Origin of the sequence: Pseudoalteromonas sp. UBA6610 (genome assembly GCF_002433295.1) — a bacterium.
Lineage (GTDB): Bacteria > Pseudomonadota > Gammaproteobacteria > Enterobacterales > Alteromonadaceae > Pseudoalteromonas > Pseudoalteromonas atlantica.
In genome coordinates this window covers 44,174-62,421 of sequence record NZ_DJHW01000020.1, presented here as the reverse complement: position 1 = coordinate 62,421, position 18,248 = coordinate 44,174, and the positions used below count along the sequence as shown (strand labels likewise).

At 41.1% G+C, this 18,248-nt stretch carries 18 protein-coding genes; 15 read left to right on the top strand and 3 right to left on the bottom strand.

Features of this window, described 5'->3' with window-relative positions; genetic code table 11:
* Positions 1-237: 237 nt before the first annotated feature.
* The 13 genes from murJ (at position 238) to B4F91_RS02685 (ending at position 15,290) form a co-directional block, all read left to right on the top strand.
* On the top strand, positions 238-1,776 hold the full coding sequence (gene murJ / locus B4F91_RS02745) for a murein biosynthesis integral membrane protein MurJ (RefSeq protein WP_414704598.1): 1,539 nt from the start codon (positions 238-240) through the stop codon (positions 1,774-1,776).
* An 84-nt stretch (positions 1,777-1,860) separates the two neighbouring features.
* A complete protein-coding gene (ribF, locus tag B4F91_RS02740) occupies positions 1,861-2,787 on the top strand; it encodes a bifunctional riboflavin kinase/FAD synthetase (RefSeq protein ID WP_004588357.1) in 927 nt (308 codons plus the stop codon).
* Between the two features lie 29 nt (positions 2,788-2,816).
* Positions 2,817-5,645, top strand: a complete 2,829-nt coding sequence (ileS, locus tag B4F91_RS02735; protein ID WP_286937680.1) for an isoleucine--tRNA ligase — start codon at positions 2,817-2,819, stop codon at positions 5,643-5,645.
* A gap of 12 nt (positions 5,646-5,657) precedes the next feature.
* Complete coding sequence (gene lspA, locus B4F91_RS02730) at positions 5,658-6,158, top strand: signal peptidase II (RefSeq protein WP_004588359.1); 501 nt, start codon at positions 5,658-5,660, stop codon at positions 6,156-6,158.
* On the top strand, positions 6,155-6,595 hold the full coding sequence (gene fkpB, locus B4F91_RS02725) for an FKBP-type peptidyl-prolyl cis-trans isomerase (protein WP_004588360.1): 441 nt from the start codon (positions 6,155-6,157) through the stop codon (positions 6,593-6,595). Before lspA ends, fkpB begins: the two co-directional genes overlap by 4 nt.
* Positions 6,595-7,524, top strand: a complete 930-nt coding sequence (gene ispH, locus B4F91_RS02720) for a 4-hydroxy-3-methylbut-2-enyl diphosphate reductase (RefSeq protein WP_029774112.1) — start codon at positions 6,595-6,597, stop codon at positions 7,522-7,524. Before fkpB ends, ispH begins: the two co-directional genes overlap by 1 nt.
* A 40-nt stretch (positions 7,525-7,564) precedes the next feature.
* Positions 7,565-8,599 (top strand): sensor histidine kinase, encoded by a 1,035-nt coding sequence (locus B4F91_RS02715; protein ID WP_256845306.1) that lies wholly within the window; start codon positions 7,565-7,567, stop codon positions 8,597-8,599.
* Positions 8,596-9,300: a LytR/AlgR family response regulator transcription factor gene (locus B4F91_RS02710; protein WP_286937678.1), complete on the top strand. Its 705-nt coding sequence runs from the start codon at positions 8,596-8,598 to the stop codon at positions 9,298-9,300. Before B4F91_RS02715 ends, B4F91_RS02710 begins: the two co-directional genes overlap by 4 nt.
* 265 nt (positions 9,301-9,565) lie before the next feature.
* Positions 9,566-10,126 (top strand): type IV pilus modification protein PilV, encoded by a 561-nt coding sequence (gene pilV / locus B4F91_RS02705; protein WP_064386015.1) that lies wholly within the window; start codon positions 9,566-9,568, stop codon positions 10,124-10,126.
* A gap of 1 nt (position 10,127) precedes the next feature.
* A complete protein-coding gene (locus B4F91_RS02700) occupies positions 10,128-11,123 on the top strand; it encodes a PilW family protein (protein WP_286937676.1) in 996 nt (331 codons plus the stop codon).
* A complete protein-coding gene (locus B4F91_RS02695; RefSeq protein WP_286937674.1) occupies positions 11,111-11,614 on the top strand; it encodes a pilus assembly protein PilX in 504 nt (167 codons plus the stop codon). Before B4F91_RS02700 ends, B4F91_RS02695 begins: the two co-directional genes overlap by 13 nt.
* 1 nt (position 11,615) lies before the next feature.
* Positions 11,616-14,858: a PilC/PilY family type IV pilus protein gene (locus B4F91_RS02690; protein ID WP_288635358.1), complete on the top strand. Its 3,243-nt coding sequence runs from the start codon at positions 11,616-11,618 to the stop codon at positions 14,856-14,858.
* Between the two features lie 9 nt (positions 14,859-14,867).
* Positions 14,868-15,290, top strand: coding sequence for a type IV pilin protein (locus B4F91_RS02685; protein ID WP_286937670.1), 423 nt, complete (start codon positions 14,868-14,870; stop codon positions 15,288-15,290).
* A gap of 14 nt (positions 15,291-15,304) precedes the next feature.
* Here B4F91_RS02685 and B4F91_RS02680 read toward each other — a convergent pair whose 3' ends face one another.
* Positions 15,305-15,835 carry a GspH/FimT family pseudopilin gene (locus B4F91_RS02680; protein ID WP_096041389.1) on the bottom strand — a complete coding sequence of 177 codons (531 nt, stop codon included), beginning with the start codon at positions 15,833-15,835 and terminating at the stop codon, positions 15,305-15,307.
* Positions 15,836-15,914: 79 nt separating this feature from the next.
* A complete protein-coding gene (locus tag B4F91_RS02675) occupies positions 15,915-16,466 on the bottom strand; it encodes a GspH/FimT family pseudopilin (protein WP_248450598.1) in 552 nt (183 codons plus the stop codon).
* Positions 16,467-16,642: 176 nt separating this feature from the next.
* On the opposite strand from B4F91_RS02675, the gene B4F91_RS02670 reads away from it, so the two are divergent.
* The gene (locus B4F91_RS02670) at positions 16,643-16,981 is read left to right on the top strand and encodes a P-II family nitrogen regulator (protein WP_004588371.1); all 339 of its coding nucleotides are present in this window, start codon (positions 16,643-16,645) and stop codon (positions 16,979-16,981) included.
* A 236-nt stretch (positions 16,982-17,217) separates the two neighbouring features.
* Here the strand turns inward: B4F91_RS02670 and B4F91_RS02665 are convergent, their stop codons facing one another.
* Positions 17,218-17,586, bottom strand: a complete 369-nt coding sequence (locus B4F91_RS02665; RefSeq protein WP_024032265.1) for a hypothetical protein — start codon at positions 17,584-17,586, stop codon at positions 17,218-17,220.
* Positions 17,587-17,643: 57 nt separating this feature from the next.
* On the opposite strand from B4F91_RS02665, the gene B4F91_RS02660 reads away from it, so the two are divergent.
* The gene (locus B4F91_RS02660) at positions 17,644-18,180 is read left to right on the top strand and encodes a GNAT family N-acetyltransferase (protein ID WP_121637773.1); all 537 of its coding nucleotides are present in this window, start codon (positions 17,644-17,646) and stop codon (positions 18,178-18,180) included.
* The last annotated feature ends 68 nt before the right edge of the window (positions 18,181-18,248 follow it).

Genomic DNA, 18,248 nt, shown 5'->3' with positions numbered 1-18,248 from the left:
TTTTTATCATGAATGTCAATTTAAATTTAACAACTCAAGAAAAACTGCTCCTTATAACGAACATCAATTTGCCGCTTTAGCAGTTAATATCGCTATTGTAACAAAGCACAGACGCCCAGCCTAGTGCTTTAAAGCGATTTATAAAAAAGACTGTGGCATAATTGTGCTAACTAAAGGTTTTTAAGTAGGTTTAAGGTGTCAAAAGGATTATTTCGCTCCGGTATGATTGTAAGTTGTATGACAATGATATCGCGTATTTTAGGGTTAGTACGAGACGCTGTCGTTGCAAACTTATTAGGTGCTAGTGCAGCTGCTGATGTTTTTTTGTTTGCTAACCGTATTCCCAATTTTTTACGCCGACTATTTGCTGAGGGGGCCTTTGCTCAGGCATTTGTGCCTGTACTTAGCGAAATTAAAGAACACCATGGCGATGATAAAGTTAAGTTATTTGTAGCACAGGCTGCCGGTACGCTGGGCACTATTTTGCTTTGCGTGACTATTTTTGGCGTTATTGCCTCGCCTGTTATTGCCGCGTTATTTGGTACTGGCTGGTTTATAGATTGGTGGCAAGGTGGCCCCAATGCAGAAAAGTTTGTGCTGGCAAGCTCCTTATTAAAGTTAACCTTTCCATATTTGTTATTTGTTAGTTTGGTAGCACTTAGCGGTGCGGTAATGAATGTGTATAACCGCTTTGCAGTGGCTGCTTTTACGCCCGTATTACTTAATGTTTCAATTATTACCTGCGCCATTTTATTGCACGACAAATTTAGCGTGGGGGCGTATGCGTTAGCCATTGGTGTATTTGTGGGCGGAGTGGTGCAATTGTTGTTTCAGTTACCATTTTTATACCGAGCAAAAATGCTGGCACGTCCTCGCTGGGCGTGGCAAGACGAGAACGTTAAAAAAGTGCGTAAGCTTATGCTGCCGGCATTATTTGGTGTTTCAATAAGCCAAATTAACCTCCTGCTCGACACCATGATTGCCTCGCTATTAATGACGGGCTCTATCGCATGGCTTTATTACTCAGATAGGTTAATTGAGTTTCCACTTGGTTTATTTGGTATTGGTATTGCCACTGTTATTTTACCCGCACTTTCTAAATTGCATAGCAGTAAAAAGCTCAGTGATTTTCAACATACGTTAGATTGGGGTGTGCGTTTTGTGATTTTTTTAGGCATACCCGCCATGGTTGGTTTAATGATTATAAGCCCGCTTATCATTACTGTGCTATTTGATCACGGTGCATTTAAAGACGCTGAGGTTGATCATGTCAAAGCGGTAAGCTTAGGGGTGGTTGCCTACTCGGTAGGGTTAGTTAGCTTTATGCTTATTAAAGTATTAGCGCCGGGTTTTTACTCGCGTCAAGATACCAAAACACCTGTGCGTATTGGTATTATTACGCTGGTGCTTAATATGGTATTTAATATTATGTTAGCCCCGTTTATAGGATATTTAGGGCTTGCTTTAGCAACGTCTATGTCGGCCAGCTGCAATGCTTTTTTACTTTACAGGCAACTTAAAAAAGAAAACGTGTATCAGTTTTCTGCAATGAGCCTGCGCTTTAGCGTAAAGTGCATTGTGGCAAGCTTGGTAATGGGCGCTTTAACGTGGTACGTCAGCAGCCGTTATTATTGGGCTACATGGCATTTTTCTGAGCAAGTAATGTTGTTAATTGTATTGCTAGTAATTGCTGCAATAAGTTACTTTGCGGTGCTGTTTTTACTTGGTGTAAGACTAAATACGATAAAAAGTGTAGCAACTACTGAATCAAACTAAAAAAAAGATTATAATCGGCAGCCCTGTGGTTTTGAACGATTTTAAAGTCGTTAATAATACTCGCTGAAAAAGGCATTAGGTGGCATGGAGTTAATTAGAGGTATACACAATATTCGAGCGCAGCATTATGGTTGTGTGTTGACTATTGGTAATTTTGACGGTGTGCATTTAGGCCATGGCGAAGTGTTAAAAGGGTTGTTAGCGGATGCCAAAGCACATAACTTACCCAGTACTGTGATGTTATTTGAGCCGCAGCCGCAAGAGTTTTTTGCTAAAAACAATGCGCCAGCTCGACTTACTCGGTTACGCGACAAACTCAGATTACTAAGTAACTTAGGTATTGAGCGGGTTATTTGTATTAGCTTTAACCAACAATTTGCCAATATGCACGCTGAGCAATTTGTTAGTGATATTTTAATTAAAAAGCTAGGCGTTAAAGCACTCACAGTAGGTGATGATTTTAAATTTGGTAAACAGCGCCAAGGGAATTTTAATTTACTGCTCAGTATGGGCAAACAAGCGGGCATGGATGTAAAAAGCACCGCGAGTTTTCGCCAATTAAATGCTAGAGTAAGCAGCACACTAATACGTGAAGCATTAGCAGCAGGCGACTTAGAAAATGCTAAGTTAATGCTAGGGCATAATTATGCTATTTCAGGGCGTGTAATACATGGTTGGAAAAGAGGGCGAGAGCTTGGTTTTCGAACTGCAAATATAGCGCTTAAACGCCAAGTTTGCCCTGTAAATGGGGTGTTTGCCGTAAAAGCAAACATTGCCGGAAAACACGTTTATGGGGTAGCCAATATTGGTAACAAGCCCACTTTTAATGGAACTCGTGCTTTGTTAGAAGTTCATCTTTTTGACTTTGCACAAGATATATATGGACAGTTTATGCACGTGGAGTTAATAAAAAAACTTCGCGATGAGAAAAAATTCGAGACATTAACACAGTTAACGGCACAAATTGCAACCGATGTTGCCGCCGCAAAACAGTGTTTTGGTTTAAATTAGGTAGCCGATAGATACGGAAAGTAGGATTAATGAGCGACTACAAACATACTTTGAATTTACCGGAAACACAGTTTCCAATGCGTGGCAATTTGGCACAACGTGAACCAAAAATGCTTAAAGCATGGTATGAAGACGACCTGTACGGTCAAATTCGCAGCGCTAAAAAAGGTAAAAAGACCTTTATTTTGCATGACGGCCCTCCGTATGCAAACGGCGATATCCATTTAGGCCACTCAGTAAATAAAATTTTAAAAGACATAATTGTTAAGTCTAAAACTTTATCTGACTTTGATGCACCTTATGTGCCTGGTTGGGACTGTCATGGTTTGCCAATTGAGTTAATGGTTGAGAAAAAAGTAGGCAAGCCTGGCGTTAAAGTAACCGCGAGCGAGTTTCGTGAAAAATGCCGTGCTTACGCTAAAAAGCAAGTTGAAGGTCAAAAAGTAGACTTTAAACGTTTAGGTGTGTTTGGCGATTGGGACAAACCTTACTTAACAATGAACTATGACTTTGAAGCAAACGCTATTCGCGTGCTTGGTCGTATTATTAAAAATGGCCACCTTCATAAAGGTGCAAAGCCTGTGCATTGGTGTACAGACTGTGGCTCTGCATTAGCAGAGGCAGAAGTAGAGTACCAAGATAAGCAATCTCCAGCGATTGACGTACGTTTTACATTTGCAGATCAAGACGCGGTTGTTAACGCCTTTGATTTAGCCGATGGCCATAAAGGGCAAGGCAGTGTAGGTACTGTTATTTGGACTACAACACCGTGGACTTTACCCGCTAACCGTGCAGTAGCAGTGCATGCAGATTTAGAGTACGCCTTAGTACAAGTAGATGATGAAGGCTCACAGCAACGTTTAATTTTAGGCTCAGAGCTTGTTAAAGATGCAATGGACCGTTATGGCTTTAATCATTTCCACGTACTAGGTTATGTTAAAGGTGCAGCACTTGAAAACTTACACGTTGCTCACCCATTTTACGATTTTGATGTACCGGTAATTGTAGCAGACCACGTAACTACTGACTCAGGTACGGGTGTGGTACATACCGCGCCAGGCCATGGTCAAGAAGATTTCGCGGCAGGCTTAAATTACAATCTTGAAGTAGCAAACCCTGTGGGCGCGAATGGCGTTTACCTGCCTGATACAGAATTATTTGCTGGTCAGCATGTATTTAAAGCAAATGCCAGTGTAATTGACGTACTAACAGAGCGCGGTGCTTTAATGCATCATCATGCGCTTACGCATAGCTACCCGCATTGTTGGCGCCACAAAACGCCTATTATTTTCCGTGCTACACCGCAGTGGTTTGTAAGCATGGATCAGGCTAACTTACGTCAAGACTCGTTAAGCGAAATTAAAAACACCCAATGGTTGCCAGAGTGGGGCGAAAGCCGCATTGCGAACATGGTTGAAGGTCGCCCAGATTGGTGTATTTCACGCCAACGTACTTGGGGTGTGCCAATTGCTTTATTTGTTGATAAAGACACTGGTGCTTTACACCCAAATACGCAAGCGCTTATTGAGCAAGCTGCAGAGCTGGTTGAAAAATCAGGCATTCAAGCATGGTATGACCTAGAGCCTGCCACCTTGTTAGGCGAAGAAGATGCCAAGCAATACATGAAAGTACAAGATACGTTAGATGTATGGTTTGATTCGGGCGTAACACATGCGTGTGTTGTTGATGCACGTGAAGAGTTAGTTGGCCCAGCTGATTTATACCTAGAAGGTTCTGATCAGCACCGAGGTTGGTTTATGTCATCAATGATGACCTCAGTTGCTATTAACGGTCACGCACCTTACAAGCAAGTACTAACGCACGGCTTTACCGTAGATGAAAACGGCCGCAAAATGTCAAAATCGTTAGGCAACGTTATTTCACCACAAAACGTGATGAATAAACTTGGCGCTGACATTTTACGTTTATGGGTAGCTTCTACCGATTACACCGCCGAAATGACGGTATCGGATGAAATATTTAAACGCTCTGCAGATCGTTACCGCCGTATTCGTAACACTAGCCGTTACTTGTTAGCTAACTTAAGTGGTTTTGATCCAAAAACAGACCAAGTTGCTGTTGATGATATGGTTGAGCTTGATAAGTGGATTGTTGGCCGTGCAGCCCAATTACAAGAAGAAATTTTAGCAGCTTACGATAGCTACCAAATGCTATTAGTAACGCAAAAGCTAATGAACTTCTGTACAGGTGAGCTTGGTTCGTTCTACTTAGATGTAATTAAAGACCGCCAGTACACAGCAAAAAGCGACAGTCATGCACGTCGTTCTTGTCAAACTGCGCTTTATCATATTGCTGAAGCAATGACTCGTTGGATGGCGCCAATTATGAGCTTTACAGCTCAAGAGATTTGGGAAGCATTACCGGGCGAGCGTAGCGATTACGTATTTACATCGGTATGGTACGACGGTTTACATGCACCGACAAACAGCCAATTTAGCAACGATGACTGGCAAGCGATTCTAAATGTACGTGACGAAGTAAACCGCGTACTAGAAGCAGCCCGAAAAGAAGAAGTGATTGGTGCAACATTACAAGCAAGCGTTAACTTATACGCCGAAAAAGCACTGGCTGAAAAGTTAGCAGCATTAGGTGATGAACTGCGTTTTGTATTACTAACGTCTGCGGTCACTGTATCTGCAGTAGATAGCCAGCCAAGTGATACACAAACAACCGAAATTGAAGGTTTGTACATTAGCGTAGCAGCCACAGATGCAACTAAATGTGAGCGTTGTTGGCATTACAGCGATGATGTAGGTTCAGAGCCTGCACACCCTGAAATTTGTGGTCGTTGTGTAAGCAATGTTGACGGCGAAGGTGAAAAGCGTCAATTCGCTTAGGAGCTTTACTCAGTGAGCAAACTAGCCCAAAAAAGTGGTTTAGTGTGGCTTTGGTTAAGTCTATTACTGCTTGTAATAGACTTTGCCACTAAAACACTTGTTGTAAATACCATGGCTTATCAAGAGTCGATTAATTTACTGCCTGTTTTTAGTATTACCTACGTACATAACTATGGAGCGGCCTACAGCTTTTTAAGTGAAGCGGGTGGCTGGCAACGTTGGTTTTTAAGTTTTATTGCCATTGCTATTAGTGCGCTATTAGTGTGGTGGTTAAAGCGTTTACCAGCGACAAATAAAATATTATGTAGTGCTTATGCGTTAGTGCTTGCTGGCGCTATTGGTAATTTATATGACCGTGTTGCTTATGGTTATGTAATTGACTTTATACATGTGTTTTATAAAAACTCGCATTTTCCAGTATTTAATATTGCCGACTGTGCAATTTGTATTGGTGCCGCATTATTATTATTTGATGCCTTTACAGGCGAAAGTCCGAAGGAGCATAAAGCATGAGCCAAGCTGTAATTGGTGAAAACTCAGAGGTTATTTTTCACTTTTCTATTAAACTAGAAGATGGCTCTGCCGCAGACTCAACCAAGGTGCATAATAAACCAGCTAAGTTAACGATGGGTGATGGCAGCTTAACGGCTAATTTTGAAAAGTGCTTACTAGGTTTAAGTGCAGGCGAAAGCAAAACGTTTGAGTTAGAACCAGAAGACGCCTTTGGCCAACCTAATCCAGATAATATTTACTATGTAGAACGCAGTAAATTTGGTGCAGAAACGCCAGCTAAAGTCGGCGCAATTATTGCCTTTACTCAGCCAGATGGTACTGAGCTGCCAGGACTGGTACGCGAAGTACAAGGTGAGTCGGTTACTATAGACTTTAATCATCCGTTAGCAGGTCAACGTTTAACGTTTGAAGTAGATATTATTGAGGTGCAAGGCTAATGGATATTTTATTAGCGAACCCGCGAGGCTTTTGTGCAGGTGTAGACCGTGCAATTAGCATAGTAGAGCGCGCTTTAGATATTTTTGAAAAGCCAATTTACGTACGCCACGAGGTCGTTCATAACCGCTACGTAGTAGATGGTTTAAAAAACCGTGGTGCCGTATTTGTTGAAGAGCTAGACCAAGTACCTGATGACAGCATTGTTATTTTTAGCGCCCACGGTGTATCGCAAGCAGTACGCTCAGAAGCTAAACGCCGCGATTTAAAAGTGTTTGACGCAACATGCCCATTAGTTACTAAAGTGCATATGGAAGTAACGCGAGCGAGCCGTAAAGGTATTGAGTGTATTTTAATTGGTCACCATGGTCACCCAGAAGTTGAGGGTACTATGGGGCAGTATGACAATAACGACGGTGGTATTTACCTTGTAGAAACCGCAGAAGATGTTGCCAAACTTAACGTTAAAAATGCTGATAACCTATTTTATTGTAGCCAAACAACGCTTTCGGTAGATGACACTGCAGATGTAATTGATGCGCTGCGCGAAAAATTCCCAGCAATTGATGGCCCGCGTAAAGATGACATTTGCTATGCGACACAAAACCGTCAAGATGCTGTGCGTGATTTAGCAGACAAGGTAGATGTGCTATTAGTTGTGGGGGCAAAAAACAGCTCTAACTCTAACCGTTTACGTGAACTTGCAGATAAAATGGGCACAACCGCTTATTTAATCGATGATGCAACAAATGTTGAAGCACAGTGGTTTGGTGAAACTAACGCTGTGGGAGTAACTGCGGGGGCTTCTGCGCCAGAAGTGCTGGTACAGCAAGTTATTGCACGCTTAAAAGAGCTAGGCGGCAAGCAGGTAGTTGAAAACCCAGGTGAAGAAGAGAATATCGTATTTGCCGTTCCTGTTGAGCTGCGTTAATCTATATAAATTAATTATTTAGATTACAAGGAGAGCCGTTATGAGCAAGTTGCCGCAAGGTGAAACATTGCTTTTTTCGGCTCTTTTTAATGAGCGAGGGGTACTTGCCACGCTTATTGTTACCCAAGTTGTTGCTACCATCTTAGCGTTTGCTCCTTTTGTTGAGGGGGATAGCTGGCAAAGCCTTGGCGTAATTAGTTTATTTTCTCATATGACCGTTTTGGTCAGTATTTCTGCTTTATACTCTTTTCGGGGGGTTTTACAAAAAAAGCCGCAAACCACCCAACTTTTTGCTTTTTTTATTTCCTTTTTAGTCAGTACCGCTTTATTTAGTGTGCTGTGTGCCCGCTACTTTTTAGATATTACAAATAATGAAACGAGTATTTATTTTGTATTACGAAACTGCTTAATTGTTTTTTTGATCACGGCTTTATTTGTACAGTTTTTACTGATTTACTTTGAAAAAGAGCAGCAAACAAAAGCGCTCTCGCGCGCGGAGCTTGATGCTTTGCAAGCCAGAATTCGCCCTCATTTTTTGTACAATAGCCTTAATACCGCCGCTGAGCTAACACATCATGATGCCGATGCTGCAGAGCAAGCAATACTTGCGCTTGCGGCGCTGTCGCAAGCGGCTATGCGCTCGGGGCAGCGCGTTTCTCTCGAAGATGAGCTGACCTTATCAAAACAATATGTTGCGCTGGAAACCTGGCGCTTTGGCAGTCGTTTAAAGCTTAATTGGCAAGTGCCTGCTGATTTACCAGATATTAGTATTCCGTGCTTAACCCTTCAGCCGTTAATAGAAAATGCGGTGTGTCATGGGGTAGAGCCCAGTGAAACAGGGGCCGTTATTAGTGTAGAGCTACACGTAACAACAGGGTATTTAACATTGATTGTTTCTAACCCTATCACTCATAATGAGGCGCTAAAAAGACCAAATAACGGCATGGCACTTGAAAATATTCGCCAGCGATTGTTTATATATTACAAAGAAAAAGCACAACTAACGATCACACAAAAAGAGGATGTATTTAGAGTAAAAGTGGTGATCCCTAAGCAGTTTGAGAACCCCCAATGAATGTTGTAATTATTGATGATGAACCGCTAGCTCGCGCTAGAATAAAGCGGCTACTGCAGCACAACGAGCATATTTTAGTTAAAGGCGAAGGTGATAACGGCGCGCAGGGGCTTGCCATTATCAAGCAGGTTCATCCCGATTTGGTTTTTTTAGACATAGATATGCCAGGTATTAATGGCCTAGAGGTAGCGCAGCAACTCAATACGCTGAGCGTGCCACCGGCAATAGTATTTGTAACGGCTTACCCCGAGCATGCACTTGATGCGCTACAGCTCAGTGCCGCAGGATACTTAGTAAAACCCGTTACTGAACAGGCATTAAATAAAGTGTTAGCACAAGCAGGGCGTTTAAATAAAGCGCATATGCAAAAGCAGCAATCTACAAAAATTAGTTATCAGCTTGGTGGCACAATAAAAAGTATTGAACTTGATCAAGTGTATTACTTTAATGCCCAAGAAAAATACACCAATATGGTATTCAAAGAAGGCGAGGCCCTAATTGAACAAAGCTTAAAACAACTTGAGCAACGCTTCCCAACGCAATTATTACGTATTCACAGAAATACGCTCATAAACAAACAAAAGTTTGTTGCCTTGCATACCCAAAGCCCTGGTGTACATAGCGTAGAACTAGCCGGGTGTAAGGAGCAATTAAGCGTAAGTAGGCGAGAGCTAAAAACAGTAAAAAATGCGCTAAGTTAGAGCCTGTTATATTTTAGGTTGAATTTTTAGTAGGTTGCTTGGCTTTTTAAGTAAGGCAGAGGCCGCTATTGAGCCCACTAAATTAGCAGCATTGCGCTGGAGTTAAATCGCCTCCAGATAGAGTAACTTTAATCATCAATTAGCTCAATTGGTTTGATGCTGTTAACCGTTTATCAACAAATTTAACCGCTTGTCCTAGTATATATTGCATCTACATTTTCAATGCATAAACTTATAATCAGATAAAATTTATTTGGTTTTTATTATGCATTCACCCCACAAAAAACCTCAAAAAGGCTTCACCTTAATTGAAGTGCTGATTGCGTTTATTATTTTAAGCTTTGGCTTATTAGGCGCTGTTGCACTGCAAGCAAAAGCTAAGCAGGCAAGCTTTGACTCTATGCAGCGGGCAGCCGCGGTAGCGTTAGGAAATGATATTATTCAGCGCATTAGAGCAAATGATACCGCACAGCTAGTTACTTTATATACGCAAACTTTCACCAGTAAAACATCAACGTCTACCTCTACGGCTTGTTTTAGTGGGTCATGCACTGCAGCGCAAGTTGCAGCCCTTGATTTACAGCAGTGGAAACGCGCCATTCGTGCACGCGAAAACACCGGCTCTCTCGATGATGCCACTGTATGTATAAACCCTACGGCTGCAGCAGGTACGGGTGGGCGTGGGTTTAATATTGAAGTAATAGTGTCTTGGCAAGGCCGCCAAGAGTTTAATGCCAATGATGAAACCAAAGCGCTTAAATGCGGTACTGACGATAAAAAACGCCGTTTGGTTGCATTAAATAGCTATATATACCTAAGGAGCTAACATGAGAGAAAAAGGTTTTACACTAATAGAAATGATGATTTCATTATTTATTGGTGGGCTTATTTTAGGTGGGGTGATGTTTACCTATATTGGTATGAAAGTAACCACAAAAGACACAATGACAATAGGCGAGTTACAAGAGTCAGGCCGCTTAGCCATTAATATTATGCAGCGTGATATTGAGCAGGTGGGCTTTTGGGGAACTTATTATGATGATTCGTTTACTGCAGCAAACACACAAACGTTACCTACCCCCAGTGGTGATTGTTTTGAAGGGCTTAATAACGGCAGCTTTCCGGATTTAGCATCTTCAAGCAATTTCAGGACTATTTATGCAAAAGAAGCCAGTTCAACAAGCGAGCTTAATTGTATAAGTAAGCCAATTGCAGGGACTGACATTTTACAAATCAAGTTTTTACAAGGTGAGCAGCTCACCGTAAATGGCACCACTAATGAAACACAAGCGGATGAAAACTATTTTATAGCTGAGCAAGAAAGCGCTGAGTTTGTTCGAGGCGCTGTAGATTCGGGGAGTTTAAATGTTAATGCCACGGTGTGGCCTTATAGCCATCATGTTTATTACCTCGCAGAGCAAACTTATACAGTAAATAATAAAAGCCTTACAGTACCTGCATTAATGCGTAAACGCTTAAATGGTGCCAGCATGAAGGCCGAAACCATAATGGAGGGCGTTGAAAACATGCGCTTTGTATTTGGTTTAGATACAGACAGTGATAGCCGTGTTGATTCGTACCGAAGCATTGAGGACATGCAGCACTCTGACTGGGAAAACCGCAAAAGCATTCTAACAGTGCAGGTTTTTTTATTAGTTAGAGCATTGCAACCAGATCCGGGCCTTAAAATAAAAAATCAAACATATATTTTAGGTGAAGATGAAGACTCCCGAGAGCTCACTTTTACCGATACTTACAGAAGAACAGTATTCACCACCACTATTCGTTTAAATAACGTGGGAGCAAATTTATGGCGTATCTAAGTAAACACGCAAGCAAACAACAAGGTGTTGTGCTTATTACAGCCCTTATTATGGTCATTGCTGTAACGGGAATTGCCGTTACATTAATGAGCAGCAGTAGTGTAGATATAAAAATTACCAATGCAGCTCAAGAGCGAGAAGTCGCTGAAAATGAGCTTATTGGAGAAGTACAGCGAATGATTTCTGATGAGGCAAGCAAAGGTGCTGCTAATCAGTTTTTTTTAACGCCAGATGAAGTATCAACACATGCAGGCGCAGATGATGAAGGGATGGTAATAGCCACGCACGACGATATGCAAAGCAAAATGATAAACCTAAATCAGGGGGCGCTTGATTTAGAGTGCCCACGCCGATTTAATTTTACTGCCGGTATATCGTGTAACATGCTGCAAATTTCTACCACTATTCAATATGGCTCTAAAGCAAAGCACGAACTTACAATTGTAACAGGTGTAGCTCAAGAAATGGCCAGTATAAGTAAGGGGATTTAAAATGAAATTTAATCTTAATAAGCCATTGGTCTCTTTACTTGGTTTAGCACTGAGCGCCTCAGCATTGGCTGAAGACATAGAGCTTTATGTAAACCACGATGTAGATGTGGAAGAAAAGCCAAGGGTTTTACTTATATTTGATACCTCAGGCAGTATGGCGTTTTCATCTAACACAGGTCTTAGTTGTGGTTTCAATGAAAGTAGTAACCTGTATATTCCTTGCCCAGATAGCCGTCTTGCTGCTGCAAAGACTGCAATGAAAAAAGTAGTGAATGACAATGAAGGGATCGATTTCGGCTTAATGCGTTTTGTAGGAACAGCTGGTGGCTATGTGGTTGAAGGCATAGGAAGCCCGCACTCGGATATTACTTCATCAATCGACAGGCTTCCTGCTAATGGGGGTACGCCATTAGCCGAGACTCTGTGGGAAGCATATCTGTATATTACAGGTGGCGGTTTAGAGTATGCGGAGCCAATAGATCAATCAGATAGAGACACCTCAATCGAAAACGAAGTATTAACTGGAAGAGAGCGTGTTCGTAAATGTAATAGATGGAGATGTTGGAACGAGTGGGAAAATACATATAGTTATAACTATATTTCTCCTTTCGCTGACTCAAATGCAGAGGCAAAACGTTGTGATAATTCAGTAAATATAATTTACATGACGGATGGAGACCCTTCACCCCGATATGTATATGATCGTTGGGGAAGACGTTACATTAACGAAAATAGCGATAATGGCAGTGATGCTTCAATAAGCGCAATACACAATAATTATTTTGGGCAACCTTTGGTCGAGGGGGACTACGTTTATAATAATTATTTGCATCAATTAGCTAAAATAATTCATGGCACCAGTAATACGACAGTTGATTTGTATCCATCAACACCTGATATTCATGAAACAGGCCGCATATACACCATAGGTTTTGGGTCAGGCATGAGTGACGAAGGGCAAGAGTTGTTGCGGCAAACAGCTTTATTAGGTGGCGGTGAAAACTTACCAGCGAGTACACCCGATGAGCTTTCTAACTCGCTAAATAGCGCTATTTCTCGCATTCGTGAAGTTAACGATAGTTTTTCTTCGCCTTCAGTTGCGAGTAACAACGTAGACCAAACACGTAGCCGTGATGCTATTTACTTTGCCATGTTTTACCCAGAAACAAACACTCGATGGGGTGGGAATTTAAAAAAATTAAAAGTATCAGGCAGTGAAATAGTTGACTCTGAAGATAATACAGCGCTTGATTCTGATGGCTTAATAGACACAGATGCTAAAACGTTTTGGCTGCCAGATGGCCAGTCTGCCGATGGTAACTTAGTTGCACAAGGGGGCGTAAACTATCATTTAGCTACACTTACGGGGACTCCAGCTGAAGAAAGACGCAACCTCTATACAGATAAGCAAGGCGATATAGTTGAGTTTACTACTAATATTGTAAGCGATATTTTAGATTTAGTCACCAATAACCCGATTAGCCTAGCTAGTTCAGATATAAAATGGGCAATGGGGATAGATGTTGACGATGAAGACAACGATGGCTCAAACACCGATCAACGCAGCGATATTTTTGGCGACCCTTTACATTCTAAGCCAGTGGCAATCGACTATGGCAATGACGACATACGCATATTGATTGGTACTAATGCCGGCTTTTTACATATGTTTAAAGACGATGATACCAATAACCAAGTGACCGAAAGCTGGGCGTTCATTCCCTCTGATCTTTACGATATTATTCAGCCTTTACGCAATGAAGACACCGGTAAACTCTACGGGATGGACGGCCCAATCAGTGTTTACTTTAGTGATAAAAGCTTAAATGACGAAGGCATTAACGATGGTATTGTTGATGCAAGCGATGGTGACGACGTGTGGGCATTTGCAGGTATGCGCCGTGGTGGAAAAAACTATTACGCCTTTGATATAACTAACCCCGATCAGCCTAAAAAACTATGGGATAACCCTATAGAAGGCGGTACTGGCGATTTTAAAGAGCTAGCTCAAACGTGGTCAAAACCCCAAATAGCGTACATAAAAGCATTTGGTGATAAGCCATTACTCGTCTTTGGAGCAGGGTACGATACAAATAAAGATGCCGTGGTAAGAAGTGAAGACTCGGTTGGTCGCGGTATTTATATAGTAGAAGCTGAAACAGGTAAAAAAGTGTGGGCTTTAACGCCAAACGAAAATGGATTTAAAGGCAAGCACTCGATTGCAGCAAATGTTTCTACGCTTGATTCAGATTACGATGGTTACATTGACAGAATTTATGCTGCCGATACCGGGGGCGATATTTGGCGTATAGACATGCCAGGCACAAGCACCAGTAATTTTACGCACTTTAAACTTGCAGAGCTTGGTAGCAGTTTAGCAAGCCAAGACCGTCGCTTTTTTTACCAGCCGTTGGTGGCACGTACACTTTATAGCAAAGTAAGTGAAACAACGATTAATGGTGAAACAGTGATTACACGTTTAGATACGCCGTATGACGCTATTGTAATAGGCAGCGGAAATCGCTCAAAACCAACAGGTACAAATGAAGACGATCAGCTGTTTATGATAAGAGATGAAAATACAGTAACTCAGTCATTCACTAGCGCCCCTACAGCGATTAAACCAGCAGATTTAATGCTAATGAACAGCGATCCGTTTGGTAATGCACTTGATGATGTAGATGAGTTTGTTGATTTAGAAGTCGATTTAGCTAAATTTAAAGGCTGGCGCTATGAGTTAGGCACCGGCGAAAAATCTTTAGCAGCAGCCACAGTGGTGGGCGGTGTCGCTTACTATACAAGTTTTACTCCATCATCAGAAACCTCTACAGAGAACCAATGTTCGTTAAGTGGCGGTGGCGGCTCGTTGTATGCGTTCCATTTACATTATGGCACCAAGGTATATGACGACTTAAAGTTTACCACTAGCTATGATGTACCTGATACACCACAATTGTACTTTGGTGAAGGCCCCTCTTGTGCCGATGGAAATGGCGACGGCTTTTGTGATGATAACCCAACCATTGAAGTGACCGAAGAAAGCCAGTTTTACCTAATTGGGCCGGGAATAAAAGGCGAAGATGCACAAAACCCAATGAAGCCAGTAGAAATAATGGGCCCAGGCTTAACGGTTGTAGATGGTAGCGTACAATTAGTGAATGACGATGATAGTGTAGGGTTTGGCTTTAAAACCCAACAAACCTATATTTATAAACGTGAAGAAAATGATGAAATTGATGATTAAGGAATATTAATGAATAAACAAGCACGCGGATTCACGTTGATAGAGTTAATGATAGCCGTAGCTATTGTAGGTATTTTAGCCTCAATAGCACTGCCTAATTATACTGAGTATGTTAAACGCTCTTCTCGGGCCGAGGCCGCAGCTGCGCTTTTAGACGCTGCAAACAAACAAGAGCAGTACTTCGTAGATAATCGTGAGTACACAGAGACATTCTCAGACTTAGGTATACAAGAGACCACAGAAAACGGCTATTTTGAGCTGTCGATTGATGTGGATGATGACGATAATACGTTTACAATTACTGCAAAACCTATTGCGGGTGCTGTAAAAGGCGACGGTGACTGCACGCAAATTACAATTACTGACACAGGCTATAAAGGCGCAAAAGGCAGTAAAGGTAATTCAGATGTTGAGTATTGCTGGGGACGTTAACTTAATCGGGTTAACTAGTCGCTCTGACATTTGTCGGTTGATTTAATTCGTATACGGCCTGTTTGACTGACAGATAAAGCCAGCCCCTCAAGGTTGGCTTTATCTTTATTTGGGCAATATATAAATGTTCCATTTTGAAAACCATTTAAAGAGCCATCGGGCCGAAAGGTAATTGCACTTCGGGGGTATTGCATAGAATCTGCATCATGGATTTTTTCAAATGTGCTTATTAATAAGTCGTCGGTGTCTAATGACGTAGACTTGTCGTTATCAATAAACAGCGACATTTGCCCATCCCACTCATCTTTAGTGCATTGATTATCTTTTAAAGCACACAAAGTAACATAAGTGCCATTTTCAATGGCGTAAAGGCGGCCATAATTAATGTTTCTGTGCAGCAAACTAACATGATTGTCGGCTCGGTTTTTCGCTAAAAAGTCAGGAAAAACCGATAGAGAAATTTGGCTAACAATGCTCACAATAGCAATAGATGCCATTAATTCTAAAAGCGTATAGCCAGCCTGAGTTTGGGTAGATAACCTCATCCCTGAAGCCCTGAGTCAAAAAATGTATTAGCTCAGTGTAGTAAATGATAAAAATATGACAACTTAAATTGTATGTTTTTTAACCACACTTAAGTGCGCTGTCACCGGCATAAAAAGCAGTACCTGATAGCAATAAAGTAAGCGCTTTATTATTTTCAGTGCCACCATTGGGGCAAAAAATAAAGTCACCTGGGTTTGTGGTAATTCGTCCACTAGTATTAAAACGCAAGCGACGCTCATTTCCTGTAAAGGTTAACTTGTCGTTATCTGATATTTCTTCCATGACTCTAAGCAGTGTATCGGAAGCGCCATTATAGTGCCCATCGTTATCTACATCGATAAATACAACAATAATTTTATTCTCGTCCCACTTTTTGTTGCAGTTGAAAGTGTCTTTGCTGTTTTTAATTTTACCTTGGCCAGTAGGGCACACAACAACAATTTCATCTGTGCTGGCGGCTTGTGAGCGAGCAAAGCTAATATTACGCTTTAGTTCAAGCAAGAAATTCTCAGCGCGGTTTTCCTCAAGCATATCGCTACTGTCCCAAAGAGCTATAGAGGCGATAATACCGACTATGGCTACTGCCACCATGAGCTCTAATAAAGTTAAACCAGTTTGGAATTTTTTCATATTATTTATACCTACTACATTTGTTATTATAGCTAGTTGAGAATGATTTATAATTCAGACTTATAAATAATTATACCACGCTTGGTTGTTTTATCATCGAATTCAATTGCTTTGTTTGCTATGAACTCGATGATTGTCTAAAATCGAGGCAACTAAAGCTTTAATAAGTAGTGAGCATGAAAAAAATAGAAGCAATCATCAAACCGTTTAAGTTAGACGACGTACGCGAAGCCTTATCAGATGTAGGTATTACGGGTATGACTGTAAGTGAAGTAAAAGGTTTTGGTCGTCAAAAAGGTCACACAGAACTTTACCGTGGCGCTGAGTACATGGTGGATTTTTTACCTAAGGTAAAACTTGATATTGTGCTAACCGATGAAGATGTTGAACGCGCTATAGAAGTAATAGTAAAAACAGCGCAAACAGGCAAAATTGGTGATGGTAAAATATTTGTCACAGATGTTGAGCGTGTAGTACGTATACGCACCGCAGAAGAAGACGAAGAAGCGATTTAATTATAGTATAAGCGCATTAATAAAAAGGCTGCAAATAATGTTATTTGCAGCCTTTTTTTGTAAATACTATTTAATACCAATCAGCAATAATAATTAAGTGTTTTAAGAGGCTAAGCCCCACGCTAAGTGCGTTAAAAACGCTTGTTAAGCACACCTAAATAGCAATTTTTTACTTACTAAACGATGTTTTTACCCCAAAGCAAATTACTTAATTAAATGAATTAGTATCAATAATATTACTGTTTTTCAGCATGTTCTTCACGAGCTTCTTCAATTTCTTCAGCGATTTCTTGCGCTTTTTGCTTTGTTTTTTCGGTTAATTCACCGGCTGCTTCTTTGCTTTTTATCCATGCGTCAACGGCAATCTCTTTGCCATCGTCGTACATGTCTAAGCCCATTGCTTTACTTTGTTCAAGCAGCTCATTTAATGACTCATCATTTTTAAGCTCTGTGGCTTTATCTTTTACATCGTTCCATGTATCACCAAGCTGCTCTTGCATTTGCGCGCTTTTATCTTTTGCATCTTCTTGTACTTCCTGAGCATCTTCACAGCCCGTTAGTGTAATTAAAGTGCCTAATAAAGCTAAACCTGCTAATTTGTTCATGTGCTATCTCTCCTTAGAGACAAATAATTAATTCCACTTAATAATAGAACAGCGAAGATGAACACACCTGTAACAACACGCTTAAATTTCAAATTAATGAATGAACACGATTGGCCGCTGCTGCATGAACTAGATCAAGACCCCGCGGTAATGAAATACATAAACCGAGGAACGCCTTCGACACTGAAACAAATTAAAGAAATAGGGATTCCCAGAATGCTTGCCTATAAAAATGCAAACAAAGGCTGGGGGCTGTGGAAAATCACCCTTAAAAAAGAGGACTCTTTTATAGGGTGGGTGCTTGTTAGGCCTATGCACTTTTTTACTCAAACTCCCGATTTTACAAATATTGAAATAGGGTGGCGCTTTAAGCAATCTAGTTGGGGACAGGGTTATGCAACGGAAGCGGCTAGTGCATTATGTAACGCCTTAAAAATGCAGCCAGAGATAAAAACACTATCAGCAATGGCACTGGCCGATAATAAAGCTTCAATTAGCGTCATGCAAAAGCTGGGATTTACCTGGGTTAAAAACTATATACACACTGATGAGCAAGGCGATTTGGATGCCGTTTTATACGCAAAGGCGTTATAGCATACAAAAAATTACTTGTATAAACATTGACCTAACATTCTATGGTATGCATAAATGAGCCAAGCGAT